The organism is Buttiauxella sp. A111 (assembly GCF_014189855.1).
GTDB lineage: Bacteria > Pseudomonadota > Gammaproteobacteria > Enterobacterales > Enterobacteriaceae > Buttiauxella > Buttiauxella selenatireducens.
The window spans coordinates 38,749-64,164 of record NZ_BJFN01000010.1 but is presented as its reverse complement, the minus strand read 5'-3'; the positions used below and the strand labels follow the sequence as shown (position 1 = coordinate 64,164).

The window sequence follows — 25,416 nt, the reverse complement described above, 5'->3', positions numbered from 1 at the left end:
AACATTCGGGAATAAAGAAACAGGCACAACCTAATGAAATCAGAGCATAAAGTTTTTAAAAATCTCTATCAGGATTCCGTTTCCCTGATGCAGATTTCCGCCCAAATCAGCAAGCTGCCCGGCATTCTGCAGGCCTCCGTGGTGATGGGCACCGCCACCAACCTTGAGCAACTGCACGACGCAGGGCTTGGGGACAACATCGCCGCCGGGCCAAACGATTTGGTTATCGCAGTACAGGGCGAAGACGACGCCTGCCAGGAAGCGCTGGATCTGGCGCATCAGCGCCTGAATAGCAAACCAGCGGAAAGCGGCAACGACGGCGTGCGCGCACCGGATTTAGTGAGTATGGAAATGGCGCTGGAAAAAGAGCCTGAATCCAATCTGGCACTGATTTCCGTACCGGGCGACTACGCCGCCGCCGAAGCGATTAAAGCCCTGAATCTGGGCATGAACGTGATGATGTTCAGCGATAACGTCAGCGTCGCACAGGAAAAAGCGATTAAAACCCTCGCCCGTGAACGCAACCGTATCGTAATGGGCCCGGACTGCGGCACCGCGATTGTGAACGGTATTCCGTTGGGCTTTGCCAACGTGGTGAACCGCGGCGCGATTGGCATTGTCGGCGCGTCCGGCACTGGCGTTCAGGAAGTCACCTGCCGTATCGACCAGCTTGGCGCGGGTATTTCCCAGGCGCTGGGCACCGGCGGCCACGATTTAAGTGAAGAGATTGGCGGCATTTCCATGCTGTTTGGCCTGCAAGCGCTGGCAGAAGACCCGGCGACTCAGGTCATCGTATTGATCTCTAAACCACCAGCAAAAGCTGTAGCCGAGCGCATTCTGGAGCAGGCTCAGGCAGCAGGTAAACCAGTGGTGGTGAACTTCCTTGGCGCGAAGCCAGAAGACATCGCTCGCCCAGGCGTGACCGCAGCGACCACGCTTGCCAGCGCGGCCGATCTCGCCGTTGCATTGCTGAATAAAACTGAACTACGCCAGCACGCAACTCGTCCTGATGAAGCACAGCTCGCGATGCTGGAACAAGCCTGCTCAACATTGCCAGCCACGCGTCAGCTTATTCGCGGTGTCTTTGCGGGCGGCACTTTCTGCTATGAAGCACAGCTTCTGTGCCAGCAAAACGGCTTTACCGCATCTTCCAACACACCGGTTTCCGGCAACAGCAAGCTGGCGGATATCTGGAAAAGCAGCGGCCATACGCTGATCGATATGGGCGATGACGATTTCACGCGCGGCAAACCGCACCCGATGATCGACCCGACGCTGCGCAACCAGCGCATTCTTGACGAGCTAAACGATCCGCAAACCGCCGTGGTGCTGTTTGACCTGGTACTCGGCTATGGCGCGTCGGAAGACCCGGCTGCCGGGCTGCTGGAGCTGCTCGCCCAAATTGATAAACAGAAATTGCCGGTTCTCATCGCTCACGTCTGCGGCACTGAAGCCGACCCACAGCAGCGTGACCGCCAGATTGAAGCCCTGCGTGAGGCAGGCGTGATTGTCGCCGATTGCAACGCGCAAGCCGCCGTTTGGGCAAGCAGCGTGGCACTGATTCAGGCTAAGAAAAACGGAGCAACCGCATGAACACCTTATTTAATCAGCCGCTGAAAGTGGTCAACGCCGGGCTGGCAGGATTTGCGAACAACATCCAGAAAGTCGGCGGTGAAGTGACTCCGTTGAGCTGGCAGCCGCCAGCCCTCGGCAATATTGACGCCGGGCTGGATCTGGCGAGTTTACTGCGTCACCCGCTGGTCGAGCAGGCAAACCAGGTTGCGATGGAACGTTACCTGAACGCACAGCCGGTGCTGGTAGACGTGATGTTCGCAGCAGAAGCAATTCCGGAGATGGCTGAACGCAAACTGATTCTGCATTCCGGCCCGCCAATCAGCTGGGACAACATGTGCGGCCCGGTACAAGGGGCGATTGTCGGCGCGATCCTGTTTGAAGGCTGGGCCACCAATCATGAAGAAGCGGAAGCTCTCGCGAAGAGCGGCACCATCGACCTCGAGCCTTGCCACCACTACAACGCCGTCGGCCCGATGGCCGGGATTATCAGCCCGTCGATGCCGCTGTGGGTGATTGAAAACAAAACCAACGGCAAGCGCGCATTCAGCAATTTCAACGAAGGGCTGGGCAAGGTTTTACGTTTCGGCGCCAACAACGAGGAAGTCCTCAATCGTCTGCACTGGATGCGCAATGAACTGGCTCCGGCACTGAAAAAAGCAGTGCGTCAAATCGGCGAGCTGGAGCTGAAACCGCTGATGGCGCAAGCGCTGCACATGGGCGATGAAGTGCATAACCGTAACGCCGCCGCCACGGGCCTGCTGATCAAGCGTCTGGTGCCTGCGCTGCTGGCCTGTAACCTGCCGCTGGAAACCGTGCAGAACGCGGTGGCCTTTATTACCGGCAACGACCACTTCTTCCTCAACCTGTCGATGGCCGCCTGTAAAGCGATGATGGATGCCGCCGCCGATGTGCCATTCAGCTCGATGGTCACGGTGATGGCGCGCAACGGCGTGAACTTTGGCATTCGTTTGTCCGGCACTGGCGACCAGTGGTATCAGGCTCCGGCGAATCCGGTCGAAGGGCTGTTCTTCCCAGGCTACGGCGTGGACGACGCGGCTGCGGATTTGGGCGACAGCGCGATTACCGAAACCGCAGGCGTCGGTGGCTTTGCGATGGCGTCTTCACCAGCCATCGTGAAATTCGTCGGCGGCACACCTGCCGATGCCACCAATAACAGCCGTCGCATGCAGGCGATCGTCATTGGCTCGAACCCAGCATTTACGCTGCCCGCGCTGAACTTCGCGCCGACCGCCGCTGGCATCGACGCCCGCAAAGTCGCTGACCGTGGCATTTTGCCCATCATCAACACCGGCATCGCCCACAAACAGGCGGGCGTAGGCCAGATTGGGGCCGGGATCACCACTGCACCGATGTCGTGCTTCGTGGACGCGATTCAGGCGTTAGCCCAATCTGTAGGAGAAAAAAAATGAGCAAACCTTTAGCTGTCGTCGCGGTAGGCGGCAACGCGCTGATCCAGGACGAAAGTCACAACAGCATTCCGGATCAGTACGAAGCCGTAATGGAAAGCGTGAAGCACATTACCGACATGGTAGAAGCCGGATGGGATCTGGTGCTGACTCACGGCAACGGCCCACAGGTGGGCTTTATCCTGCGCCGCTCCGAAATGGCAAGCCACGAAGTGGCTCCGGTGCCGCTGGATTACGCGGTAGGCGACACCCAGGGCGCGATTGGCTACATGTTCCAGAAAGCGCTGCATAACGAACTGATGCGTCGCGGTATCAACAAGCCGGTTGTCACCCTCGTGACGCAAACCTTAGTAAGCAAAGACGATGAGGCTTTTGCCAACCCGTGCAAACCGGTTGGTGCGTTTATGGACGAGCAAACCGCGCAACTGCGCCAGAAAGAACTCGGCTGGACAATGATGGAAGACGCCGGTCGCGGCTGGCGTCGCACCGTGCCATCCCCTGCTCCGCTTGAAGTGATCGAGCGCGAAACCATCGCCAACCTGGTGAAACAGGGCTACATCGTCATCGCCTGCGGCGGCGGCGGTATTCCTGTGATTCGCGACGAAAAGCGCGAGCTGAAAGGCGTTGAAGCGGTGATCGACAAAGACCTGGCCTCCGCGCTGCTCGCAAGCCAATTAGGTGCCGACCTGTTGCTGATCCCAACCGGCGTGGAAAAAGTGGCGATTAACTTCGGCACCCCACAGCAGGAATGGCTGGACACGCTGACCGTCGCCAAAGCGCAGGAGCTTTTAGATCAAGGGCAATTCGGCGTTGGCAGCATGCAGCCAAAAGTGGAAGCGATTCTCGGCTTTGTGAATGCCAGCCAGAAGCAGGGCAAAAATGCCAGCGGCCTGATCACCAGCCCGCAGGCCATTAAAGCGGCTCTTGCTCACCAAAGCGGCACCTGGATCGCACCTTAATCGTATTTATTGAAGGGAGACAAAACCTTCCTTTTGGCAAATTTCTGGAGAACTATCATGACAGCAACAACTTTACTCGCAGTCAACGGCACCCTGATGCGCGGCCTGAAACTCAACCCGAACATGCAAAAAGCAGGCGGTGTCTTCGTGCGTGAAGCCCGTACCGACGCCCACTACCGCATCTGGAGCATTAACGACGACCATCCAGGCATGATCCGCGTGATGCAAGGCGGCACAAATGTATCGCTGGAAATCTGGGAGTTGCCGTTAGCCAGCTTCGCCGCACTGCTGGAAAGCGAGCCTGCCGGGTTATCCATTGGCAAAGTCAAACTCGAAGACGGCAGCGAAGTGCTGGGCGTGCTGGCGGAAAACTGGCTGACCGAAGGGCAAAAAGAGATCACCGATCTGGGATGCTGGCGCAAATACACCGGCCATTTCCATACTGCGTAAAACGCCATTCAGAGGGAACAAGATATGCGTAAGACCCAAGAGAGTCTCAACACGGCGTCAGGATTACGTATTGCCATGATTTTGCTGGGCATTGCCGTCACGCCCGTGCTGCTGTCGTCTTCAAGCCTCGGCAACCAGCTTTCCAGCTCCAGTCTGATAAGCGTCGTATTGTTGGGCGGCCTGATTCTGACCGTGTTGTCAGCGATTACAATCAGCGTGGGCGAAAAAGCCCGTCTGCCCACTTACGGCATTGTGAAATATCCGTTTGGCGAGAAAGGCGCGATTGCTATCAACATTCTGATGGCCATCAGCCTGTTTGGCTGGATTGCGGTGACCGCCAATATGTTCGGCCATTCAGTGCATGATTTACTGGCACAACATGGGCTGGAACTGCCGGTGCAACTGCTGGTAGCTGCGGGCTGTGTGATTTTTGTTGCCTCAACCGCGTTTGGTTTTGCGGTGTTAGGTAAAGTGGCACAGTTCGCCGTGCCGGTGATTGCGCTGGTGCTTTGCTACATTCTTTACGTCGCAACGCATACAGAAGTCGCCGCACCCGCTGCGTTCACCAGCATGAACACCGGCGTCGCAGTATCAACCGTGGTCGGCACAATCATCGTGCTGGTTGCCACGCTGCCCGATTTCGGCAGTTTCGTGCATAACCGCAAACATGCGCTGATCGCCGCAGGATTGACGTTTCTGGTGGCTTATCCGCTGCTGTATTGGGCGGGTGCGACGCCTAGTGCCATCTCCGGTCAGGGTTCTTTACTCGGCGCAATGGCGGTATTCGGTGCCGTTTTGCCTGCCGCTGTGCTGCTGATTTTTGCCTGCGTCACCGGTAATGCCGGGAATATGTTCCAGGGTACGCTGGTGGTTTCCACCCTGGTGACCCGTTTCCCTAAATGGCAGATCACCGTCGCACTAGGAATTTTATCCGCCATCGTCGGTAGCATGGATATCATGTCCTGGTTTATCCCGTTCCTGCTGTTCCTCGGGATTGCCACGCCGCCGGTTGCCGGGATTTATATCGCTGACTTCTTCCTTTATCGCCGTAACGGTTACGAAGAATCAGTGCTGACCCGCGACCCGCAAATCAAAGTTATGACCTTCGTTGCCTGGATTCTCGGTGCCGCCGTTGGCTTTATGACGGTCAATGGGCTGTTTACGCTCACCACCATCCCTTCAGTAGATTCAATTGCTGTGGCCTGCGTCGCTTATGCGGTGTTGAGCCGTATAAGTAACCGCAGCTAATTCCTGGGTATACTTGCGTAATACAGTGGTCTGGTTCAGGAAGAATCAGGCCACTCAACGCACAGACAGGAAGCCACATGTTTATCTCCGATGAAACCATCCGCGTTGTCCATCTGGTCGCAAAATATCAGAGCATCACCACCGCCGCCGAGCAGTTGAACAAGGTGCCATCCGCTATCAGTTACACCATCAAAAAAGCCGAGGAGAGCATTGGCGCGGAGCTGTTTATCCGCAAGGGCCGCTATATCGAACTAACGCCTGCGGGTAGCTATTTCATCGAACACAGCAAAACCATTCTTGGCGATCTTGATGCGCTTAAACGCAACACAGTACTGATTCATGACGGGATTGAAAAAGAGCTGTCTGTCGCGGTGAATAATATTATCCCCACCGCCACGCTGGTTGAGTTTATCCGAGATTTTGAGCGCGAATTTTCCTCCACCACGCTGACGGTAAATCTTGAGGTTTACAACGGCTGCTGGGACGCGCTTTACAGTAAACGCGCTGATTTAGTGATTGGCGCGCCGCATTCAGTGCCGAGCACGGAAGGGATCATCAGCGAACCGATTGGTCAACTGGAGTGGGATTTCGTGGTCAGCCCACAGCACCCGCTTGCCGGGCATCTCCAGCCGCTGGAAAACGCCGAGCTACGCCAGTATTCCGCTATCTGCATCCGCGACACCGCAGTCAACTTCGCCCCACAACAGGCGTGGCTGCTGGAAGGTCAAAAACCGCTGTTTGTCCCGGACTTCGCCACCGCTATTGCGTTGATCCAGCAAAATGTCGGCATCGGTTATATTCCGCACCATCTGGCGCTGCCTCTGCTTAATAACGGTCAATTGCTGAAAAAACCGATGCAGGAACATAAACACGCCACCAAATTATTCCTGGCCGCCCGTTCTGATGGCATGGGCAAAGTTTGCCGTTGGTGTATGGATTATTTGTTGCAGCCCGCGGTGAGTGGGAAGTTGGGGGGTGGGAGTTGAATAAACGCTTTGCCCCTCACCCCAGCCCTCTCCCAAAGGAAGAGGGAGAAAAGAGCGTCTTCTCGCTATTGGGTGAGGGAGAAAAGAGTGTCTTCTCGCTATTGGGTGAGGGAGAAAAGAGTGTCTTCTCGCTATTGGGTGAGGGAGAAAAGATCGTCTTCTCGCTATTGGGCGAGGGAGAAAAGAACGTCCCCTCTCCCGTTTTGGGAGAGGGTTAGGGTGAGGGTAAATAATTAAGCGCTACGCAAGTTCTGCGCCGCTTTCACCATGTTCGCCAGCGCCTGGCGGGTTTCTGGCCAGCCGCGAGTTTTCAGGCCGCAGTCCGGGTTAACCCACAAACGCTCAGCCGGAACACTTTCTGCCGCTTTCTTCAGCAAGGCTTCAATCCATTCCACGCTTGGCACGTTCGGCGAGTGAATGTCATACACGCCCGGTCCAATTTCGTTAGGGTATTCGAACTCTTTGAACGACTCCAGCAGGTCCATATCGGAACGTGAAGTTTCAATGGTGATCACGTCTGCATCCAGCGCCGCAATAGAATCCATGATGTCGTTGAATTCGCAGTAACACATGTGTGTGTGGATCTGCGTATCGTCGCGTACCACAGCGGCGTTCAGGCGGAAAGCTTCCACGCCCCATTCCAGATATGCCTGCCAGTCGGACTGACGCAGCGGCAAACCTTCGCGCAGCGCGGGTTCGTCGATCTGAATGATGCCAATGCCCGCCGCTTCCAGATCCGCCACTTCGTCACGCAACGCTAAGGCGATTTGCTTCGCAATGGTTTCGCGCGACACGTCTTCGCGTGGGAATGACCAGCACAGAATCGTCACCGGGCCCGTCAACATGCCTTTTACCGGTTTGTCAGTCAGGGATTGCGCGAACTTTGCCCACTCCACGGTGATTGCTTCCGGGCGGCTGATATCGCCAATCACGACCGGTGGTTTTACACAGCGGGAGCCGTAGCTCTGCACCCAGCCGTTTTGCGTGAAGACGAAACCGTCGAGGTGTTCGCCAAAGTATTCCACCATGTCGTTGCGCTCTGCTTCGCCGTGCACCAGCACATCCAGGCCCAGGCGTTCCTGTTCAGCTACCGCTTGTTTGATGTGTTCAGCGATACCTGTGCGATAGTTGTTGGCATCCAGATTTCCTTTTTTGAAGTCCAGGCGCAGGCCGCGGATTTCAGTGGTTTGCGGGAAAGAACCGATAGTCGTTGTCGGCCACGCTGGCAGGTTAAAACGCTGACGCTGCGCCACGGCACGAGCGGCATAGTCGCTGTGACGTTGGCTGTCTTGCGCGGTAATGGTCGCCAGACGCTGTTCTACTGCGGCGTTGTGTACGCGGCTTGAATGGCGGCGAGCCTGAATTGGCGCGCTCCATTCCACCAGCTTTTCGGTGTTACCGCTGTTTAACGCTTCAGTCAGCAGTGAAAGCTCAGCACATTTTTGCAGGGCGAAGGCAAACCAGCTTTTCACTTCCGCATCAAGACGCGTTTCCACGCTGAGATCGATTGGGCTGTGCAACAGGGAGCAAGAAGAGGCCACCCATAGATCACGTTTCCCGACGATTGCCTGCAATTGTTGATATTTTTCCGTCAGATCGGCACGCCAGACGTTACGGCCGTTAATCACCCCCGCAGACAGCAACCAGTCAGCCGGAAGCTGTTGATGCAACGCGTTGATATCATCTTTACCGTGTACGAAATCAACGTGCAAACCCTGGACCGGCAGCGCGGTGATGGTGTTCAGGTTTGGCGTGACGCCTTCAAAATAGGTGGTCAGCAACAGCTTAACGTTACCATTCAGCGCGTCATAAGCAGGCTTGAACGCATCCAGCCACGCCTGCGGCAACTCCAGCACCAGTGCGGGTTCGTCTATTTGCACCCATTCGATGCCGCGTTTTGCCAGTTCAGCCAGAACTTGTTGGTAAACCGGCAGAATGTCGTTGAGCAAGCTCAGGCGGTCGAACTGCTCACCCTTCACTTTACCCAGCCACAGATAGGTGACCGGGCCAAGCAGCACAGGTTTCACGTTGTGGCCCAGTGCCAGCGCTTCGTCCACTTCATCCAGAAGCTGTGTCCAGGTCAGTTTGAACTGCTGGCCTTGAGTAAATTCCGGCACCATGTAGTGATAGTTGGTGTTAAACCATTTCGTCATTTCTGCGGCGGCAGCAGGCTTGCCAGTCGGTGCGCGGCCACGACCCAGACGGAATAAAGTATCAATGTCCACACTGCCGTCCGCGTTCTGATGACGAGCCGGTACATTGCCAAGTAACAAGCTGGTGGTCAGAACGTGATCGTACCAGGCGAAATCGCCCACAGGCAGTAACTCAACGCCGGCCTGTTTTTGTTGATCCCAGTGACGAGCACGCAGTTCGCGGCCCACCGCCAGTAATTCTTCCTGGGTGGAATTGCCTGCCCAGTAACTTTCTTGTGCCTTTTTCAGTTCGCGACGCAGACCAACACGGGGGAAGCCGAGGGTGTGATTTTTGATTGTCATTTTTATGTCCTCATGGTGAATTTTTTGGATTTGGACGTCCAGATGTTTACACCGCCATCTTGCAAAGGTACTGTATATTCCTCAAGCGCAATTTGCTCATGCCGAAGTGAAGGACTTTCATGATCGAGATCAAACACCTGCGGACGCTCCAGGCGTTACGAAATTGCGGCTCTTTAGCCGCCGCCGCCGCCGCGTTGCATCAAACCCAATCGGCTCTCTCTCATCAGTTCAGCGATCTGGAGCAACGGCTTGGGTTCCGCCTGTTTGTCCGTAAAAGTCAGCCTCTGCGCTTTACTCCGCAGGGCGAAGTGCTATTGCAACTGGCAGAACAAGTGCTGCCGCAGATTAGCCGTGCGCTTCAGGCCTGCAACGAACCGCATCAGACAACGTTGCGTATCGCCATCGAATGCCATAGCTGTATTCAGTGGCTAACCCCGGCACTGGAGAACTTCCACAAAACCTGGCCGCAGGTGGATCTGGATTTCAAATCAGGCGTGACGTTCGACCCGCAGCCCGCGCTACAGCAAAGCGAGCTGGATATCGTTTTGACTTCGGACATTCTGCCGCGCAGCGGTCTGCACTATTCGCCGATGTTTGATTATGAAGTGCGCCTGGTGCTGGCAACGGACCACCCATTAGCGAACAAAACACGAATTGATCCGGAAGATTTGAGCAGTGAGACATTGTTGATTTACCCGGTGCAGCGCCAGCGGCTGGATATCTGGCGACATTTCCTGCAACCCGCAGGCGTGAGCCCGTCGCTGAAAAGTGTGGATAACACGTTGCTGTTAATTCAGATGGTGTCGGCGCGCATGGGCATTGCCGCGCTGCCGCATTGGGTGGTCGAGAATGTAGAGCGCCAGGGTCTGGTGGTGACTAAAACCCTGGGCGAAGGATTGTGGAGCCGGTTGTACGCCGCCGTGCGCGATGGCGAGCAGCGTCAACCGGTGACAGAAGCGTTTATTCGCTCGACGCGCTCACACGCTTGCGAGCATCTGCCGTTTGTGAAGAATGCGGAGCGACCCAACGGCGATGCACCCATAGCGAGGCCATTATCACCGTCCCACCAATGATAAAGCTCGCCCAGTGGGGCTGTTCTTGCCAGATGGCGAGGTTAACCAGCAGCCCTGCCGGAACATGCACGTTGTTCATGATGCCGAGCGTTCCTGCATCCACCTGCGTTGCGCCATAGTTCCACATGAAATAACCCAGCCCTGACGCTACGACGCCGAGCCACACCAGGATGCCCCATTGCAGGTTGGTGCTCGGCAGTTTTTGCGGATTCCCTAGCGCAAACCAGGCGCTTACGGCCACAATGAATGCGCCAAGATAAAACCATGAGAATGCGCAATGCTGCGGCATCGGACGAGTTTCCATCAAACGCTTGTAGCCCACCATGCCGATAGCAAAGCAGATGTTGGCCGCCTGCACCAACAGCAGGCCAGTCCAGAAGTGATCGCTCACTTTGTCATAGCGAATAATCGCCGCGCCAATCACCGCCAGCCCTGCACTTAACGCATAACCCCAGCGCAGTTTGTTGCCACTGATCAGATCGTAAATTAGCGTGACGTACAACGGCGTCATCACGGTGAACAAAAGGAATTCTGAAACGGTCAGGTAGAGATAGGCCTGGAAGCTGAACAGGTACATCACGCCGAGTTGCAGCGCGCCTACCAGCATATACAACAGCAACGTTTTCGCGCTGTAACCTTTAAAACGCAGAAACGGCAGGAATACCAGTGCCGCAAGCCCGACGCGCATCAGCACCGAAAAATAGCTGTCGACATGCCCGGCAAGATATTCGCCAATCAGACTAAATGAGAAGGCCCACAGGATTGTGGTGATGATCAGTAACGGCACGATGAAGTCTCTACAACAGGTTATGCCTTATTGTAGCGAAGGGTGTTGGCAGAGGCTTAGGTATTTGGTTGACGAGTGGCGATTAAATCGCCACTCAATGTCGGCGAATTAATCTTTACCGAGGAACATCTTACGCAGGTAATGCGGAACGGCGTTATCGGCGTTGGTGCCAATCACTTCCAGCTCTGGCAACAAGTCTTTCAGGCGCTGGTGGGCATTGCCCATGATGCAGCCTTTACCCGCCATGCTGAGCATTTCTGCGTCGTTCATGCCATCACCAAAAGCGATGCACTCTTTCAGGCTGTAACCCATTGCTTTGGATACCGCTTCCAGCGCGTGACCTTTGGATACCCCGCCCGCCATCACTTCCAGACAAGTGAGTGTCGAGAAGCTTACATTGACTCGGTCACCCCAACGGGCAATCAACGCTTGCTCAAGCGGCAGCAATTTTTCGTGCGAATCACAGGTGAAGAACACTTTGCTGATACCATCGGCGTCCAGCAAACCTGGCTCAAACAGACTGTAATTAAACACGGCCTCTTTAAAATATTTCATCTCTTCAGGGCGATGACGGTTCATGAACCATTCGTCACCACGGTAGACGTTGGTCACGATATCTTGATGGGTATGCACGACACCAAACAGATCACGGGCGATGTCCTGATCAAGATCGTGGCTGAATACCAGGTTGCCGTCAGTATCATGCACGCGCGCACCGTTGGAGGTGATCATGTAGGCTTTGATTTCGAGGTTATCGCGGATTTGCCCCACATCGATATGGTGACGACCCGTAGCAAAGACGAAATGTACCCCTTCAGCGGTGAGCAATTTCAGCGTTTCTTTGGCGTACGGGGTGAGCAGGTGATCGGGGGACAACAACGTGCCATCTAAGTCAGACGCAACGACATGGTACATAGGATTTGAAACCTCAGGTGTTGAATTCAGATTAATTATGCCTATCAAAAAACGTGATAATGGCATTCAGCGCTTCGGTCCGTATATCGTCCTTTTCGAACAGGATCTCATGATATGCACCGTTTATGACGTAAGGTTTTTCCCCCTCACAAGGGTTGCCCGCCGTGGCTCGAAGTTCACAGAATCGGTCATGCGCGCGATTATCAACGACGCGCTCCTCTTCTGCCTGCAGGATAAAAATCGGCGTGGTAATCGCAGTGGCTCCTGCTAAAACCTGTTCTCCTGCGAGTATCCCTTCTCGTACCCAGTGATTCGTTGGCCCACCGACCCGCAATGCTGGCTCGTCAGCATAAAAACGTAGGTTTCGGCGGTAACGTTCACGGCTATGGGTCAGGACATTAACGCTAAATGGTAATGCGCGCCAGCGGCCTGTTCCGATTGCATATCCCTCACGAAAACGTTGATGACCTTCCGCCCAATCAAGAATATGACGAACCATCCAGTCCGGCCAGCGTAAGGCGATGCCAAACATGGGTGCGCACAGCGCAACGGCATCAAAGCATTGTGAGTTCTTTTCCAGCCACAGCGTGATAATCGCCCCGCCCATGGAATGCGCTAACGCGTAGCGTTTTCTCCACGGACCATTCGCGACTTCATGCTGATAAAAGCGATCAAAATCGTCGACATAGTCGCTAAACTTCGCCACATGCCCGCGATGCGAATCCGATAGCATGCGTCCAGAACGCCCTTGTCCACGATGGTCGATGATTAAAATGTCGAATCCACACAGAAATAAGTCGTACGCCAATTCAGCATATTTGACATAGCTTTCGATACGCCCAGGACAAACAACAATCACCCGGTCATGATCCTGCGAGCGAAACCGTACGTAGCGTACCGGCACTTCGTCGACGCCTGAAAATTCACACTCTTCGCGCTTACGCCAGAAGTCCATCAGTGAACCCGTGGTGAAAGCCGCAAAGGCATTTTCCCTGGATAACCATCCATTTTTATGCTGAGTCATTTCGCTTTTTTGTGATTCGTAGCACGCTCATCAACAATAGCGTATTGTGGCATAAAAGTGTTCGATCAGGGAATTTCACATGAGCGTTGAGTGGTGGTTTACCTATCTCGTAACCACAATAATTCTGAGTCTTTCACCCGGTTCCGGGGCGATTAATACCATGACGACCGCCATCAGCCACGGATATCGCGGTGCGGCTGCGTCTATTGCAGGGCTACAAACCGGTCTTGCGATTCATATCGTGCTGGTTGGCATTGGCCTGGGGGCAATTTTTTCGCATTCGCTGCTGGCTTTTGAAATATTGAAATGGGCGGGAGCCGCTTACCTTGTCTGGTTGGGGATTCAGCAATGGCGTGCCGCTGGGGCGATAGATTTAAATACGATAGCGGCCAGCCAACCACGTAGCCGCCTGTTTAAGCGTGCGGTTTTTGTGAATCTCACCAATCCCAAGAGCATTGTCTTTCTCGCGGCACTTTTCCCACAATTTATCGCCCCCCATCAGCCGCAAGCGGCACAGTATTTAATACTCGGCGTGACTACCGTCGTGGTCGATATTATTGTGATGATAGGCTACGCGACGCTGGCAACACGGATTGCGGGCTGGATTAAAGGGCCACGTCAGATGAAAGCGCTGAACCGCGTGTTTGGTTCACTGTTTATGCTGGTTGGCGCGCTTTTAGCCGGAGCACGCCAGGCATAACATCAGAGGAAAGGATTAGCGGGAGATGATCAGGTGAATACCGAATCCGGCAAACAATGCACCTGCGAACCCATCAATCCATTTAGCAAGGCGCTGGTAACCCCGGCGCATTTTCGGCAGTGCAAATAAGCTGGCAACCACGGTGAACCAGGCCAGTGTTTCCAGTGAAATCAAAACAAACAGGCCCCAACGTTCTGCACTACCTACATCATCGCCGACAAACAGTGAGAACACGCTGCCGAAGTAGATAATCGCTTTTGGGTTTGCCAGGTTAGTGAGTAAACCTTTTACAAAACTGCGCCCGCTACGAGCCAGTTCAACATTCGGTGCTTGCTCGGAAGGCTTCTCTTTCTTCAATGCGCCACGCAGCATCTGGTAGCCCATCCAGCAAAGATACAAACCACCTCCAACCATAATGATGTTGTGCAACCACGCCATTTTTTCCAGAATCAGATGCAAACCCAGCAGCGCTACGCCTGCCCAGATCATGACACCCATGGTAATTCCCAATACACCCATCATCGCTTCTTTACGAGAGCGGCTGACTGCGGTCTGGGAAACAAAGAAAAAATCGGGACCGGGGCTCATCAGCGCAACGATATGCACTAATGCCACCGTGAGGAAGAGCATCAACATAGGAGTTAACTCGCAGGATAATTATTCAGTGAGCAACCATCCTGCCACGTTCGGGCAAGGCTGGCTACTACTCATCTTCACCATCAACATGGCTGCGAATCAGTGCCATGAACTCACGACCAAAACGTTCCAGCTTACGCGTTCCAACACCATTCACGCCCAGCATTTCGCCTGGGGTAATCGGCATCTGTTCGGACATTTCGATTAATGTCGCGTCGTTAAACACCACATACGGTGGAATGTTTTCTTCATCGGCAATGGCTTTGCGCAGTTTGCGTAACTTGGCGAACAGCTTGCGGTCATAGTTACCGCCGAATGCTTTCTGGCTGCTGCTGCGGGATTTGACCGCGACGATACGCGGCACGGCAAGCATTAAAGGTTCTTCGCCACGTAAGAACGGGCGAGCCGCTTCGGTGAGCTGCAATGCGGAGTGCTGGGCGATGTTTTGTGTCACCACGCCCAGGTGAATGAGTTGGCGGATAACGCTGACCCAATGTTCGTGTGTCTGGTCACGGCCAATTCCGTAGACCGGCAGCTTGTCGTGCTGCAAGTCGCGGATACGTTGATTGTTAGCGCCACGCAGCACTTCCACCACATAGCCCATACCAAAGCGCTGATTGACGCGATAAATACAAGACAGCGCTTTTTGCGCATCCACCAGCCCGTCGTAACGACGCGGCGGATCGAGACAAATATCGCAGTTGCCACAAGATTGCTGGCGACCTTCGCCAAAGTAATTCAGCAATACCAGGCGGCGACAGGTTTGCGCTTCAGCAAACGCCCCCATCGCATTGAGTTTATGGCGTTCAATGTCCTGCAATTGCCCGACCGGTTTTTCTTCCAGGCATTTACGCAACCAGGCCATATCGGCCGGATCGTAAAATAGCATCGCTTCCGCAGGCAGGCCGTCACGCCCCGCGCGCCCGGTTTCCTGATAGTAGGATTCGATATTACGTGGGATGTCGAAGTGGGCGACAAAACGGACGTTGGGCTTATTGATACCCATACCGAACGCCACCGTAGCGACCACGATTTGCAGATCGTCTCGCTGGAATTTTTCCTGCACTTCAGCACGAACCTGGTGTTCAAGCCCAGCGTGATAAGCACCGGCGCTGATCCCTTTGCTTTGCAAACGTGCGGCGGTGTCTTCAACCTTGGCGCGGCTGCCACAATAGATAATGCCGGATTTTCCTTTCTGTTCTTGCACGTAGCGCATCAGCTGATCGAGAGGTTTAAACTTCTCCATCAGCATGTAGCGAATATTCGGTCTGTCAAAACTGCTGATTTCAATAAACGGATCGTGCAGGCCTAAAAGGCGAACAATATCAGCACGAGTGGTGTCGTCAGCAGTGGCGGTGAGGGCAATAAATGGCACCGTGGGCAGGCGCTCACGCAACTGGCCCAGCGCGGCATATTCTGGTCGGAAATCGTGACCCCATTGCGAAATACAATGCGCTTCGTCGACCGCCACCATCGAGAGATGCCATTGGCTGAGTTGATCAATGAAGTTATCCATCATCAATCGTTCGGGGGCGATATACAGCAGGCGAATTTGCCCGGTGCGACACCCCGTAAGCACTTCTTGCTGCTGCTCGCGAGTTTGCGTTGAGTTAAGACAGGCCGCCGCAACGCCGTTTGCCAGCAGTTGATCAACCTGGTCTTTCATCAAAGAAATCAGCGGCGAAACCACGACGGTTAGCCCGCCGAACACCAGTGCCGGGATTTGATAACACAGTGATTTGCCACCACCAGTCGGCATAACAACCAGGCAATCACGCCCTTCCAGCACCGTTTCGATGATGGTTTCCTGGCCCGGGCGGAACTGTTGGTAGCCAAAGGTATCTTGCAAAACCTGCCTGGCCAGCACTGCCTGATTAATGACTTCCGCCTGTGTCACGCTTTCCCCACCACAAATACCGCCAGTTTTTAAAACAAATCGTTTAGAAAAGATCGTTAAGCATAACGCCGACACCAAAGCGTGTCTGGTTAAAGTTGTAATCAATTAATGATTCGCCATAGCCACTGTACAGTTGGCTATATAGGCGGACGTGTTTAGTGACCGGATAACTAAAGCCTAATTCTGCGCCGCCGTAACCGGTATTCCAATTGTACTGGCCTTTCATGCTCAGAATTGCATCACCAAACTGGTAGCCGACTCGCAGCTGGTAGTAGCCCATATATTTGGTGATATCAGGGTTATCGTCGGTGCTGCCAATGACATACCACGGCTTCACTTCCACCATCCAGTTGCCATTTTCAGCCATCAAACGCGTGTATAAACGGTTCCAGCTGCGGGACGTCGGGTCTGAACGGCCATTGGAATCGTGATTATAACCAAATTCGACATCACGTAATGTCCAACCCGCGAAGGATTCATCGGTCGCAAAACCGAGGAAAACTTGCGGTTCGTAGTTGGTTTCACGGAAAGGTGCAGACTCTTCACTGTTTGATAGCTGCCACCAGGATTTCTGTGTGTAGGACGCGCCCAGCACCGAGTTTGATCCAAAAATGCCACGCCAGATTGGAAACGCGAGGCTAAGCTGGAATTTCACTTCATCTTTCTTGGCATTTTCAGACCAGTTGTAGGTTTTGATCGCTTCTTTATTGAGGTCGTCTGTCACCGTATAAATTAAATAGTTGGTTTCATACGGATAAAGTGTAAATGGATTATCGTGTTCCAGAAGCATATTGGCGATGATGCTGCCGCGTACAGCAGGCGTATCGTGCACTCTTTTAATCGTTGCTTCCTGTGCGTAAGCAGTCAGCGGTAGCAGGCTCGCCGCCACTAACCATCCCAGAAACTTGCGCATTGGCAATATTCTCCTGAACAAAAAGGTTTCAAATTATTTTCTCCGACACATTTTACATAGATATGCATGTTCAAGCTCTGTCTACCTTTCTTAAAGTGGAAATCAACGATTTGGAAGCATAAAATAAACAATTAATTAACATAACGAGATCGAGGAAGATCCATGTCTACCCCATTTCTGAGCCCTGAGGCCGCCCTGCAACTGGTCGGTGAGATTTTTGTTTATCACATGCCATTCAACCGCGCGCTGGGTCTGGAACTTATCCGGTATGAAAAAAACTACGCTGAACTGAGCTTTAATAACCAGCCGATGATGGTGGGGAACTGGGCGCAAAGTATTTTGCATGGTGGCGTCATTGCTTCTTCTTTGGATGTCGCAGCAGGCCTGGTTTGTGTCGGCAGTACGCTGACCCGCCACGACAGTATTAGCGAAGAAGAACTGCGTCAGCGTCTGTCAAAAATGGGCACTATCGATTTACGTGTCGACTACCTGCGTCCGGGCCGTGGGCAACGATTTACCGCCAGTAGCAGCCTGTTGCGTGCCGGGAATAAAGTGGCGGTTGCGCGCGTGGAATTACACAACGAAGAACTGGTGCATATCGCCAGCGCAACCGCCACCTACATGGTGGGGTGAAAAGGTAATTCCTGTTACTATTTGCTTACTATTCATCAACGAGTTCCTTTCATGGATGCGAAACAAACCCGCCAGGGCGTGTTACTTGCGCTGGCGGCGTATTTTATTTGGGGCATTGCGCCTGCTTATTTCAAATTAATTCACTACGTCCCAGCAGATGAAATCCTGACGCATCGCGTGATTTGGTCGTTCTTTTTTATGGTGGTGTTGATTAGCTTGAGCCGCCAGTGGCCACAGGTGAAAAAATCCTGTCAAAACCGTAAGAAGGTTTTTGCGATGGCGCTGTCTGCGGTGCTGATCGGTGGGAACTGGTTGCTGTTCATTTGGGCGGTGAATAACAATCACATGCTGGAAGCGAGTCTCGGCTACTTCATTAACCCGTTGGTTAACGTCGTGCTGGGGATGATCTTCCTTGGTGAACGGTTCCGCAGAATGCAGTGGATCGCCGTGGCACTCGCAGCCTGTGGCGTTCTGGTTCAGCTTTGGACATTCGGCTCGCTACCGATTATCGCTCTTGGCCTCGCGTTCAGCTTTGCGTTTTACGGGCTGGTGCGTAAGAAAATCGCCGTCGATGCGCAAACGGGAATGTTGGTGGAGACGCTGTGGCTATTGCCGATTGCCGCTATCTATTTGTTTGGTATCGCAGACAGCTCAACCAGCCATATGGGGCAAAATCCCATGTCTCTGAATTTGCTGCTGATCGCGGCAGGTGTGGTCACAACGATTCCGCTACTGTGTTTCACCGCAGCGGCAACGCGCTTGCGTCTTTCGACACTGGGTTTCTTCCAGTACCTTGGCCCTACCCTTATGTTCCTGCTGGCCGTGACGTTCTACGGTGAAGTGGTCGGCAAAGATAAGATGCTGACCTTCGGATTTATCTGGGCAGCACTGGCGTTGTTTATTCTTGATGCGGTTTATACACAACGGAATTCGCGAATTGCAGCACGCAGCGCGGCTGATAAATAGTAAAAAGGGAGCCATTCGGCTCCCTTTCCATTTTCATCTCACAACCAGTTCTTCCGCTTGAAGTAGAGATACGGTGCAAGCCCCGCAAGGATCATCACGATAATCGCCGCAGGATAACCGAAGCTCAGTTTCAACTCTGGCATAAACTCGAAGTTCATCCCGTAGCTGGACGCCACAAGCGTTGGCGGCAGGAACACGACCGATACCACCGAGAAGATCTTGATGATGCGGTTCTGCTCGATGTTGATAAAGCCCATCGCCGCCTGCATCAGGAAGTTAACTTTCTGGAACAGGGATTCGTTGTGTGGCAGCAGGGATTCGATATCTCGCAGGATTTCACGCGCCTGCTCCAGTTGCCCACTCGGCAAACGCGCTTTACGCACCAGGAAGTTGAGTGCGCGTTGGGTATCCATCAGACACAAACGCACTTTCCAGCCGATATCTTCCAGTTCAGCAAGTGTTGAAAGTGCAGCGTCGTACTCATCGCCTTGATGCCCTTCCATGATCACGCGGCTGAGTTTCTCGAGGTCGCTATAAATATTTTCGATTTCATCTGCCAGCTGTTCGATTTTGGTTTCAAACAGGTCGAGCAGTAATTCATAAGCGTTGCCGTCCACCATCGCGTTACTACGAGCGCGCATACGGTAAAGGCGAAATGCAGGTAATTCACGTTCACGAAGCGTAAACAGGCGGCCTTCACGAATGGTGAATGCCACGGTGCTGTTGCCTGCATGATCGTCTGCATCTTCAAAAAAGAAAAATGAGTGGATGTGCAAGCCGTCTTCGTCTTCAAAGAAACGCGCGGATGCTTCGATGTCTTCCAGTTCCGGGCGTGTTGCCAGGCTTTGACCAAGTTCCGTTTGCACGCGCTGCCGCTCGTTCTCTTCAGGCTCGACCAAATCAACCCAGACGGAATTGCTCAGGTTGTCGGCCTCGTCTAATTCGAGACGGCACAGACGATTGTTTTCCAGTTGAAATGCGCTCAGCATGACCGGTACTCCCAATGCAAAAAATAACAGGGACAGTTCGGTTGGCACACAGACAGAAACGATATAGGTTTCAGACCATTAAAAAGTCTGACTCATTGCGACGGGATATACGAGATATGAGGTCGCCGACAACCACTAAGGCTATCAGCATAAGAGGATAGCCTTAGAAGTTGTACCTGGATGACAGGTTATTGAGCCAGTATTTACTGGGTGTGTCCAAGGCGAGTGTCCTCTTAGCGTAATCGTGCGCGCATGTTACGCCACCACAAATATGGCGTCAACACGCAACGGGATACCATGGACTAATTAATTCCCGTGATATTTATAGGGTAGCAACTGTGTAAAAAACGATGTGTTTTTCTATGACTTACACGGTTTCCAGGCGCGCATAAGCTGCCACCAACCACTTAATTCCCTGACCAGGGAATGCCACCTGAACCCGACTGTGTTCACCACTGCCTTCCAGATTGACGATGGTGCCTTCACCAAACTTCGCATGGCGCACACGCTGCCCAAGGCTAAAGCCAGAATCATTTTCGGAGATTGGCGTTCCCATGCGTTTATGGCTGACCGGGCGGCTGATGCTTGCACGCAGGCGCACTTCTTCCACGCAGTTTTCCGGCAACTCGCCGATAAAGCGTGACGGCCGGTGATACACTTCTTTGCCATACAAACGGCGCGTTTCGGCATAGGTTAACGTGAGTTTTTGCATCGCACGCGTCACGCCGACGTAAGCCAGGCGGCGCTCTTCTTCCAGGCGTCCACCTTCATCCAGTGACATCTGGCTCGGGAACATGCCCTCTTCCATGCCAACGATAAAGACTTGCGGGAACTCCAGACCTTTCGCCGAGTGCAATGTCATCAATTGCACCGCGTCTTGCCAGGTATCCGCTTGCCCTTCACCGGCTTCTAGAGCCGCGTGTGACAGAAAAGCCTGCAGAGGCATCAGGTCTTCGTCTTCATCCTGGTAGCTGAACTGGCGTGTTGCTGTGACCAGTTCTTCTAAGTTTTCGATACGTGTCTGGCCTTTCTCACCCTTTTCTTGCTCATACATCATCATCAGACCGGAATCTTTGATTACACGGTCAGTTTGTACGTGCAGCGGCATATCAATGGTTTCATGGGCCAGCGCGTCGATAAGCTCCATAAAGCGTTGCAGCGCAGAAGCCGCACGCCCCGCCAGCACTTTTTCCTGAAGCAGCATACGGCAGGCTTGCCACATTGTCAGTTGCTTGTCGCGGGAAGTCTGGCGAACAACGTCCAGCGTGCGATCGCCAATGCCACGCGTTGGCGTGTTTACCACACGTTCAAATGCGGCATCGTCGTTACGGTTGGCGATCAGGCGCAGATAAGAGAGCGCATCTTTGATTTCCTGGCGTTCGAAGAAGCGCATCCCACCGTAAATACGGTACGGCATGCTGACCTGCAATAACGCTTCTTCCAGTACACGAGACTGGGCGTTGCTGCGATAAAGAATCGCGCATTGCTCGAGTGCACCGCCATTTTCCTGCCATGTCTTGATGCGATTAACCACGAAACGGGCTTCGTCCAGTTCGTTAAAAGCACAGTAAAGTGAAATAGGTTCCCCGTCGCTGCCATCAGTCCACAGCTCTTTACCCAGACGGCCTGAGTTATTCGCAATCAAGGCGTTGGCGGCATTCAGGATGTTATTGGTGGAACGGTAGTTTTGCTCAAGGCGAATGGTTTGTGCGCCCGGGAAATCCGTCAGGAAGCGCTGGATGTTCTCGACCTGCGCACCGCGCCAGCCATAGATGGACTGGTCATCATCGCCAACGATCATCACTTTGCCGGTGTCACCTGCCAGCATACGAATCCACGCGTACTGGATGCTGTTGGTATCCTGGAATTCGTCCACCAGAATGTTGGTGAAGCGTTCGCGATAGTGATTGAGGATGTGCGGTTTGTTCAGCCAAAGCTCATGAGCACGCAGCAGCAACTCGGCGAAATCCAGCAAGCCCGCGCGGTCACACGCTTCCTGATAGGCCTGATAAATTTTTTGCCAGGTTTGCTCTACCGGATTGCCATAGCTTTCTATGTGGTGCGGACGTAAACCTTCGTCTTTCTTACCGTTGATAAACCACATCGCCTGGCGGGCGGGCCACTGTTTATCATCAAGATTCATGGCTTTGATCAGACGCTTTAACAAACGGAGTTGATCTTCGCTGTCGAGGATTTGGAAATCCTGCGGTAAATTCGCGTCCATGTGATGCGCGCGCAGTAAACGATGTGCAAGGCCGTGGAAAGTACCGACCCACATCCCGCCCTGACTGGTTCCCATCAACTGACCAATACGGTGGCGCATTTCTGCTGCTGCTTTGTTGGTGAACGTCACGGCCATAATGGAATATGGCGAGCAATTTTCGACGCTAATCAACCAGGCAATGCGGTGAACCAATACGCGTGTCTTACCACTGCCCGCTCCAGCCAGCACCAGCATATTGCTACGCGTGGCTGCGACGGCTTCGCGCTGTTTGTCATTGAGGCTGTCGAGCAGGTAAGAAACGTCCATTGGCACCGCCACGTAAGAGAAGTGGCGGTCAGCCACCCCTGGAATTTTATACAGAGTTGTTGATGATTATATCAGCGCGGTGAGGGATGCCAACTGCGAAATTTCCAGATGTGGCAATAAACGGCTGTCATCAATCTGCATCAAGTCGCCATCGCGCAGGTTTATCCAGCACGCCTGTAACCCGCTGCGAATCGCCCCTGCGACATCCGTCGTCAGGTCATCGCCAACATGCAGGATATGGCCGAGCGGCACATTCAGCTTTTCTGCTGCCAAATGATACATGTCGTTGAAGGGCTTGGAACGCCCATGAGGACCCGCTCGCAAGACAAACTTAAAGTACTGATCGAGGCCAAAAAGATGGGGCTCGGCGTTACCGTTGGTAATCGCCACCAGCGGCCACTTTTTAGCAAGCGCAGCCAGCGTGTCGTGAGTTTCTTGCGGCACGTCGATTTGACTACGCCAGTGGGCAAAGTTCTCCATCGATGCCTGTGCGCCTGCGGAGGCTTCCTCTGCCGAGAGACCCGCGTTTAACATCGCGTGTTCTACCGCACGGCGACGCCATTCGGTGACATCGTGATAAATATCTGGCTCTGCGAGGCGCAGCGCATGTCGAATACGCAAAAAATCGGGACGTTGAAGATGGTTTAGCTTCGGATGGTAATTCTGCACGAAGCTCATTGATTCCCGCTCGGTACGCTCAATCACCGCACGGTTGTCGTACAGCGTATCGTCGAGATCAAAAGTGAGCGCGGCAATAGTCCCTAATGGGCGGTAAAAATGCATTACGATTTCCCTCGTTTAGCGCGTGGATGGGCAGCATCATACACTGAGGCTAAGTGTTGGAAGTCGAGATGGGTATAGATTTGCGTCGTGGAAAGATTGGCGTGGCCTAATAACTCCTGCACGCCGCGCAAATCACCGCTGGATTCCAGCATATGCGTGGCAAACGAGTGACGCAGTTTGTGTGGATGTACATGGCTGTTCAGCCCCTGTTTTATCCCCCACTCGCTAAAACGTTTCTGGACGTTGCGCGTTGAAATACGCTTCCCTTGTTTTGAGAGAAACAGCGCATCGTCATCCGGACCAAAAAGCTCACGCAAATCCAGCCAGTGCTCAACCCAGATAACGGCAGATTTCCCCACCGGAACCCGACGCTCTTTGCTGCCTTTCCCCATCACCCAAACTTCGCCCGTCGTCAGGTCAATATGACGACAATCCATATTAACCAGTTCAGAAAGACGCAGCCCTGCTCCGTACATGACTTCCAGCATTGCACGGTCGCGTACCGCAAGCGGATCGTTAATGTCGATATCCAGTAGACGGTTAACGTCATCGACATCGATATTTTTGGGCAGGTGACGGCCAGCTTTCGGCGTCGTTATACCTTTTGCGGGATTGGCTTTAAGTTCACCCTGGCTGACACACCAGTCGAAGAAACTGCGAAGCGCGGAGAGACGTAATGCCAGGCTTGACGGCCCAAGACCTGCCTTGCGGCTGCGAACGGCCAGGGAACGAACCACCGCTGCATCGCACTGCTGCCAGGAGTTCAACTTCATCTCAGCGGCAAGGCCGATAATCGCAGCCAACTGACGACCATAATTAAGCAAGGTCAGCGGGCTTAGCTGGCGCTCTACTTTCAGGTAGCGCAGAAAGCCATCGACAGAGGATTGCAGCGGGGAGACGGTCATACTCGCTCGATCCAACGCTCCAGAAGATCGGGCAGCATCAGCGCCAGTTCGTGCAGTAATTGCGTGCCTTGCCCTTCCTGATAATGCTGAGGATCGCGGCTACTGAACACCAGCACGCCTAAATCCGCATCACTTCCTAACAGCGACAGTGCCACAGAACCAATAGCTTTTGCCTGAGGCAAAACAACCAGTAACTCAGGGCCGTTCAGCGACCCGAGATAATGCTGTCGGTCGCCCAGACGTTGAATGCGAAGCGACTCGAAAGCCTGTCGACTCAGTGCCAAATGAGTAAAATCAGAAGGAGCACCAATCCGCCAACGGTCTGCAAAAAGACGCACATTCGCGCCAGCCAGACCCATTTCACGCGCCCAACGGTGCAGACGGTTGAGCATTTCCTGCAAGCTGGTTGCAGAAGCCAGGCGACCCTGCAATTTCAGTAAGCGATAGAAAAGCCCTTCGTTGGCACTCGCTTGTTCCATCAACAAGGTCATGTTTTCTTCAAGAAAATTGATATGGTTACGGCTGCGCGCCATGTGCCACTCAACCAACGATACAGTACCGCGCACCGGATGCGGTACTTGCATCTGTTCTACATGCTGGGCGTTACGAATAAAGAAATCGGGATGACGTAGTAGATACTCCGCTACAACACGGTCATCCAGTTCCAGTACGGCTTCTTGCTGTTCCTCGGCGTTCTTCATAGATGTATAAATCCATCATAGACATGGGCCGCCGGACCGGTCATAAATAGCGGATTTCCCGGCCCTTTCCAGGCGATATCAAGGCGGCCACCAGGCAGCTCTACGCGAACCTGTTCCGCAAGTATTCCTTGCAAGATGCCCACGGCAACTGCGCCGCAAGCTCCACTACCACAAGCTTGAGTTTCCCCCGCGCCGCGCTCATAAACACGCAGGCGGATATGCTCTTTCGTCACGACCTGCATAAAGCCGATATTCGCGCGCTCCGGGAAACGCTCATGGTTTTCCATCACCGGCCCCAATGTTTCCACTGCAGCCGTCGTCACATCATCGACTTGAATAACGCAATGCGGGTTACCCATCGAGACAACGCCACACATAATGGTTTGTTCGGCGGCACGCATAATATAGGTCTTTTCCGCTTTGTTTGCGCGAAACGGCACGGCGGATGGCTCGAAATTCGGCTCACCCATATTCACGCACACCAGCTCATCTTCGGTCACGCTGAGGACCATGCGACCATTGGCAGTGCTGACGCGAATATCGCGTTTGTTAGTCAGCCCTTTCAGGCGCACAAAACGCGCGAAACAACGCGCACCATTGCCGCATTGAGAAACTTCGCTGCCATCGGCGTTGAAAATACGGTAATGGAAATCCAGGTCAGGATCGTAAGGTGGCTCAACCACCAGCAACTGATCGAAACCCACTCCCAGATGTCTGTCGGCCAGGCGGCGAATCAGCTCAGGGGAGAAATAGACGTTTTGAGTCACCGCGTCGACGACCATAAAGTCATTACCAAGGCCATGCATCTTCGAAAACTGCATCTT

General features: G+C 53.6%; 24 protein-coding genes. 10 read left to right on the top strand and 14 right to left on the bottom strand.

The genetic code is table 11. The features are described from left to right. The first annotated feature begins 33 nt into the window (after positions 1-33). The 6 genes from fdrA to BSPA111_RS21215 all read left to right on the top strand — a co-directional run bounded on the left by fdrA (position 34) and on the right by BSPA111_RS21215 (position 6,645). Positions 34-1,593: an acyl-CoA synthetase FdrA gene (gene fdrA, locus BSPA111_RS21240; RefSeq protein ID WP_183273126.1), complete on the top strand. Its 1,560-nt coding sequence runs from the start codon at positions 34-36 to the stop codon at positions 1,591-1,593. Next, positions 1,590-3,005, top strand: coding sequence for a DUF1116 domain-containing protein (locus BSPA111_RS21235; RefSeq protein WP_183273125.1), 1,416 nt, complete (start codon positions 1,590-1,592; stop codon positions 3,003-3,005). Before fdrA ends, BSPA111_RS21235 begins: the two co-directional genes overlap by 4 nt. Beyond that, the gene (gene arcC, locus BSPA111_RS21230; RefSeq protein ID WP_183273124.1) at positions 3,002-3,961 is read left to right on the top strand and encodes a carbamate kinase; all 960 of its coding nucleotides are present in this window, start codon (positions 3,002-3,004) and stop codon (positions 3,959-3,961) included. The genes BSPA111_RS21235 and arcC overlap by 4 nt, the downstream gene beginning before the upstream one ends. A 57-nt stretch (positions 3,962-4,018) precedes the next feature. Beyond that, a complete protein-coding gene (locus BSPA111_RS21225; protein ID WP_255459317.1) occupies positions 4,019-4,411 on the top strand; it encodes a glutamyl-tRNA amidotransferase in 393 nt (130 codons plus the stop codon). Between the two features lie 24 nt (positions 4,412-4,435). After that, the gene (locus BSPA111_RS21220; protein ID WP_183273123.1) at positions 4,436-5,659 is read left to right on the top strand and encodes a cytosine permease; all 1,224 of its coding nucleotides are present in this window, start codon (positions 4,436-4,438) and stop codon (positions 5,657-5,659) included. Between the two features lie 77 nt (positions 5,660-5,736). Beyond that, a complete protein-coding gene (locus BSPA111_RS21215) occupies positions 5,737-6,645 on the top strand; it encodes a LysR substrate-binding domain-containing protein (RefSeq protein ID WP_183273122.1) in 909 nt (302 codons plus the stop codon). Positions 6,646-6,878: 233 nt separating this feature from the next. Here BSPA111_RS21215 and metE read toward each other — a convergent pair whose 3' ends face one another. Further along, a complete protein-coding gene (gene metE / locus BSPA111_RS21210; protein WP_183273121.1) occupies positions 6,879-9,140 on the bottom strand; it encodes a 5-methyltetrahydropteroyltriglutamate--homocysteine S-methyltransferase in 2,262 nt (753 codons plus the stop codon). A gap of 119 nt (positions 9,141-9,259) precedes the next feature. On the opposite strand from metE, the gene metR reads away from it, so the two are divergent. Then, on the top strand, positions 9,260-10,213 hold the full coding sequence (gene metR / locus BSPA111_RS21205; RefSeq protein WP_183273120.1) for an HTH-type transcriptional regulator MetR: 954 nt from the start codon (positions 9,260-9,262) through the stop codon (positions 10,211-10,213). On the opposite strand, the gene BSPA111_RS21200 is transcribed toward metR, so the two are convergent. The 3 genes from BSPA111_RS21200 to pldB all read right to left on the bottom strand — a co-directional run bounded on the left by BSPA111_RS21200 (position 10,101) and on the right by pldB (position 12,939). Continuing rightward, positions 10,101-11,000 (bottom strand): carboxylate/amino acid/amine transporter, encoded by a 900-nt coding sequence (locus BSPA111_RS21200; RefSeq protein WP_183273119.1) that lies wholly within the window; start codon positions 10,998-11,000, stop codon positions 10,101-10,103. The genes metR and BSPA111_RS21200 overlap by 113 nt on opposite strands. A 108-nt stretch (positions 11,001-11,108) precedes the next feature. After that, positions 11,109-11,915: a sugar/pyridoxal phosphate phosphatase YigL gene (gene yigL, locus BSPA111_RS21195; RefSeq protein ID WP_183273118.1), complete on the bottom strand. Its 807-nt coding sequence runs from the start codon at positions 11,913-11,915 to the stop codon at positions 11,109-11,111. A 31-nt stretch (positions 11,916-11,946) separates the two neighbouring features. Next, positions 11,947-12,939, bottom strand: a complete 993-nt coding sequence (pldB, locus tag BSPA111_RS21190; RefSeq protein WP_183273117.1) for a lysophospholipase L2 — start codon at positions 12,937-12,939, stop codon at positions 11,947-11,949. Positions 12,940-13,018: 79 nt separating this feature from the next. On the opposite strand from pldB, the gene rhtB reads away from it, so the two are divergent. Further along, a complete protein-coding gene (gene rhtB / locus BSPA111_RS21185; RefSeq protein WP_183273116.1) occupies positions 13,019-13,639 on the top strand; it encodes a homoserine/homoserine lactone efflux protein in 621 nt (206 codons plus the stop codon). A 15-nt stretch (positions 13,640-13,654) separates the two neighbouring features. Here rhtB and rhtC read toward each other — a convergent pair whose 3' ends face one another. From rhtC to pldA, 3 genes are all read right to left on the bottom strand, one after another. Then, entirely contained in the window at positions 13,655-14,275 is a 621-nt protein-coding gene (gene rhtC / locus BSPA111_RS21180) for a threonine export protein RhtC (protein WP_183273115.1), read from the bottom strand. Between the two features lie 67 nt (positions 14,276-14,342). After that, entirely contained in the window at positions 14,343-16,172 is a 1,830-nt protein-coding gene (recQ, locus tag BSPA111_RS21175) for an ATP-dependent DNA helicase RecQ (protein WP_183273114.1), read from the bottom strand. A 43-nt stretch (positions 16,173-16,215) separates the two neighbouring features. After that, a complete protein-coding gene (gene pldA, locus BSPA111_RS21170; protein WP_183273113.1) occupies positions 16,216-17,085 on the bottom strand; it encodes a phospholipase A in 870 nt (289 codons plus the stop codon). A gap of 162 nt (positions 17,086-17,247) precedes the next feature. Between pldA and BSPA111_RS21165 the strand changes: the two genes are divergently transcribed. Continuing rightward, positions 17,248-17,718 carry a thioesterase family protein gene (locus tag BSPA111_RS21165; RefSeq protein ID WP_183273112.1) on the top strand — a complete coding sequence of 157 codons (471 nt, stop codon included), beginning with the start codon at positions 17,248-17,250 and terminating at the stop codon, positions 17,716-17,718. A 51-nt stretch (positions 17,719-17,769) separates the two neighbouring features. Then, positions 17,770-18,684 carry an EamA family transporter RarD gene (gene rarD, locus BSPA111_RS21160; RefSeq protein WP_183273111.1) on the top strand — a complete coding sequence of 305 codons (915 nt, stop codon included), beginning with the start codon at positions 17,770-17,772 and terminating at the stop codon, positions 18,682-18,684. 38 nt (positions 18,685-18,722) lie between these two features. Here rarD and corA read toward each other — a convergent pair whose 3' ends face one another. From corA to dapF, 7 genes are all read right to left on the bottom strand, one after another. After that, positions 18,723-19,673, bottom strand: a complete 951-nt coding sequence (corA, locus tag BSPA111_RS21155; RefSeq protein ID WP_183273110.1) for a magnesium/cobalt transporter CorA — start codon at positions 19,671-19,673, stop codon at positions 18,723-18,725. Positions 19,674-19,836: 163 nt separating this feature from the next. Next, positions 19,837-19,893: a YsgD/CorL family protein gene (ysgD, locus tag BSPA111_RS22835; RefSeq protein ID WP_367597360.1), complete on the bottom strand. Its 57-nt coding sequence runs from the start codon at positions 19,891-19,893 to the stop codon at positions 19,837-19,839. A 147-nt stretch (positions 19,894-20,040) separates the two neighbouring features. Then, positions 20,041-22,203 carry a DNA helicase II gene (uvrD, locus tag BSPA111_RS21150; RefSeq protein WP_183273109.1) on the bottom strand — a complete coding sequence of 721 codons (2,163 nt, stop codon included), beginning with the start codon at positions 22,201-22,203 and terminating at the stop codon, positions 20,041-20,043. 66 nt (positions 22,204-22,269) lie between these two features. Next, positions 22,270-22,986, bottom strand: a complete 717-nt coding sequence (gene yigB, locus BSPA111_RS21145; protein WP_183273108.1) for a 5-amino-6-(5-phospho-D-ribitylamino)uracil phosphatase YigB — start codon at positions 22,984-22,986, stop codon at positions 22,270-22,272. Next, positions 22,986-23,891 (bottom strand): tyrosine recombinase XerC, encoded by a 906-nt coding sequence (gene xerC, locus BSPA111_RS21140; protein ID WP_183273107.1) that lies wholly within the window; start codon positions 23,889-23,891, stop codon positions 22,986-22,988. Before xerC ends, yigB begins: the two co-directional genes overlap by 1 nt. Beyond that, complete coding sequence (locus BSPA111_RS21135; protein ID WP_183273105.1) at positions 23,888-24,592, bottom strand: DUF484 domain-containing protein; 705 nt, start codon at positions 24,590-24,592, stop codon at positions 23,888-23,890. Before BSPA111_RS21135 ends, xerC begins: the two co-directional genes overlap by 4 nt. After that, positions 24,589-25,413, bottom strand: a complete 825-nt coding sequence (gene dapF, locus BSPA111_RS21130) for a diaminopimelate epimerase (protein WP_183273103.1) — start codon at positions 25,411-25,413, stop codon at positions 24,589-24,591. The genes BSPA111_RS21135 and dapF overlap by 4 nt, the downstream gene beginning before the upstream one ends. Positions 25,414-25,416 lie beyond the last annotated feature (3 nt).

Coding starts and splice junctions, on each gene's coding strand:
- uvrD (WP_183273109.1), bottom strand. CDS start 22,203: ATGGACGTTTCTTACCTGCTCGACAGCCTCAATGACAAACAGCGCGAA.
- pldA (WP_183273113.1), bottom strand. CDS start 17,085: ATGCGCAAGTTTCTGGGATGGTTAGTGGCGGCGAGCCTGCTACCGCTG.
- fdrA (WP_183273126.1), top strand. CDS start 34: ATGAAATCAGAGCATAAAGTTTTTAAAAATCTCTATCAGGATTCCGTT.
- BSPA111_RS21215 (WP_183273122.1), top strand. CDS start 5,737: ATGTTTATCTCCGATGAAACCATCCGCGTTGTCCATCTGGTCGCAAAA.
- dapF (WP_183273103.1), bottom strand. CDS start 25,413: ATGCAGTTTTCGAAGATGCATGGCCTTGGTAATGACTTTATGGTCGTC.
- arcC (WP_183273124.1), top strand. CDS start 3,002: ATGAGCAAACCTTTAGCTGTCGTCGCGGTAGGCGGCAACGCGCTGATC.
- metE (WP_183273121.1), bottom strand. CDS start 9,140: ATGACAATCAAAAATCACACCCTCGGCTTCCCCCGTGTTGGTCTGCGT.
- yigB (WP_183273108.1), bottom strand. CDS start 22,986: ATGCATTTTTACCGCCCATTAGGGACTATTGCCGCGCTCACTTTTGAT.
- BSPA111_RS21235 (WP_183273125.1), top strand. CDS start 1,590: ATGAACACCTTATTTAATCAGCCGCTGAAAGTGGTCAACGCCGGGCTG.
- rhtB (WP_183273116.1), top strand. CDS start 13,019: ATGAGCGTTGAGTGGTGGTTTACCTATCTCGTAACCACAATAATTCTG.
- corA (WP_183273110.1), bottom strand. CDS start 19,673: ATGCTGAGCGCATTTCAACTGGAAAACAATCGTCTGTGCCGTCTCGAA.
- rhtC (WP_183273115.1), bottom strand. CDS start 14,275: ATGTTGATGCTCTTCCTCACGGTGGCATTAGTGCATATCGTTGCGCTG.
- BSPA111_RS21220 (WP_183273123.1), top strand. CDS start 4,436: ATGCGTAAGACCCAAGAGAGTCTCAACACGGCGTCAGGATTACGTATT.
- rarD (WP_183273111.1), top strand. CDS start 17,770: ATGGATGCGAAACAAACCCGCCAGGGCGTGTTACTTGCGCTGGCGGCG.
- pldB (WP_183273117.1), bottom strand. CDS start 12,939: ATGACTCAGCATAAAAATGGATGGTTATCCAGGGAAAATGCCTTTGCG.
- BSPA111_RS21135 (WP_183273105.1), bottom strand. CDS start 24,592: ATGAAGAACGCCGAGGAACAGCAAGAAGCCGTACTGGAACTGGATGAC.
- BSPA111_RS21225 (WP_255459317.1), top strand. CDS start 4,019: ATGACAGCAACAACTTTACTCGCAGTCAACGGCACCCTGATGCGCGGC.
- xerC (WP_183273107.1), bottom strand. CDS start 23,891: ATGACCGTCTCCCCGCTGCAATCCTCTGTCGATGGCTTTCTGCGCTAC.
- metR (WP_183273120.1), top strand. CDS start 9,260: ATGATCGAGATCAAACACCTGCGGACGCTCCAGGCGTTACGAAATTGC.
- BSPA111_RS21165 (WP_183273112.1), top strand. CDS start 17,248: ATGTCTACCCCATTTCTGAGCCCTGAGGCCGCCCTGCAACTGGTCGGT.
- yigL (WP_183273118.1), bottom strand. CDS start 11,915: ATGTACCATGTCGTTGCGTCTGACTTAGATGGCACGTTGTTGTCCCCC.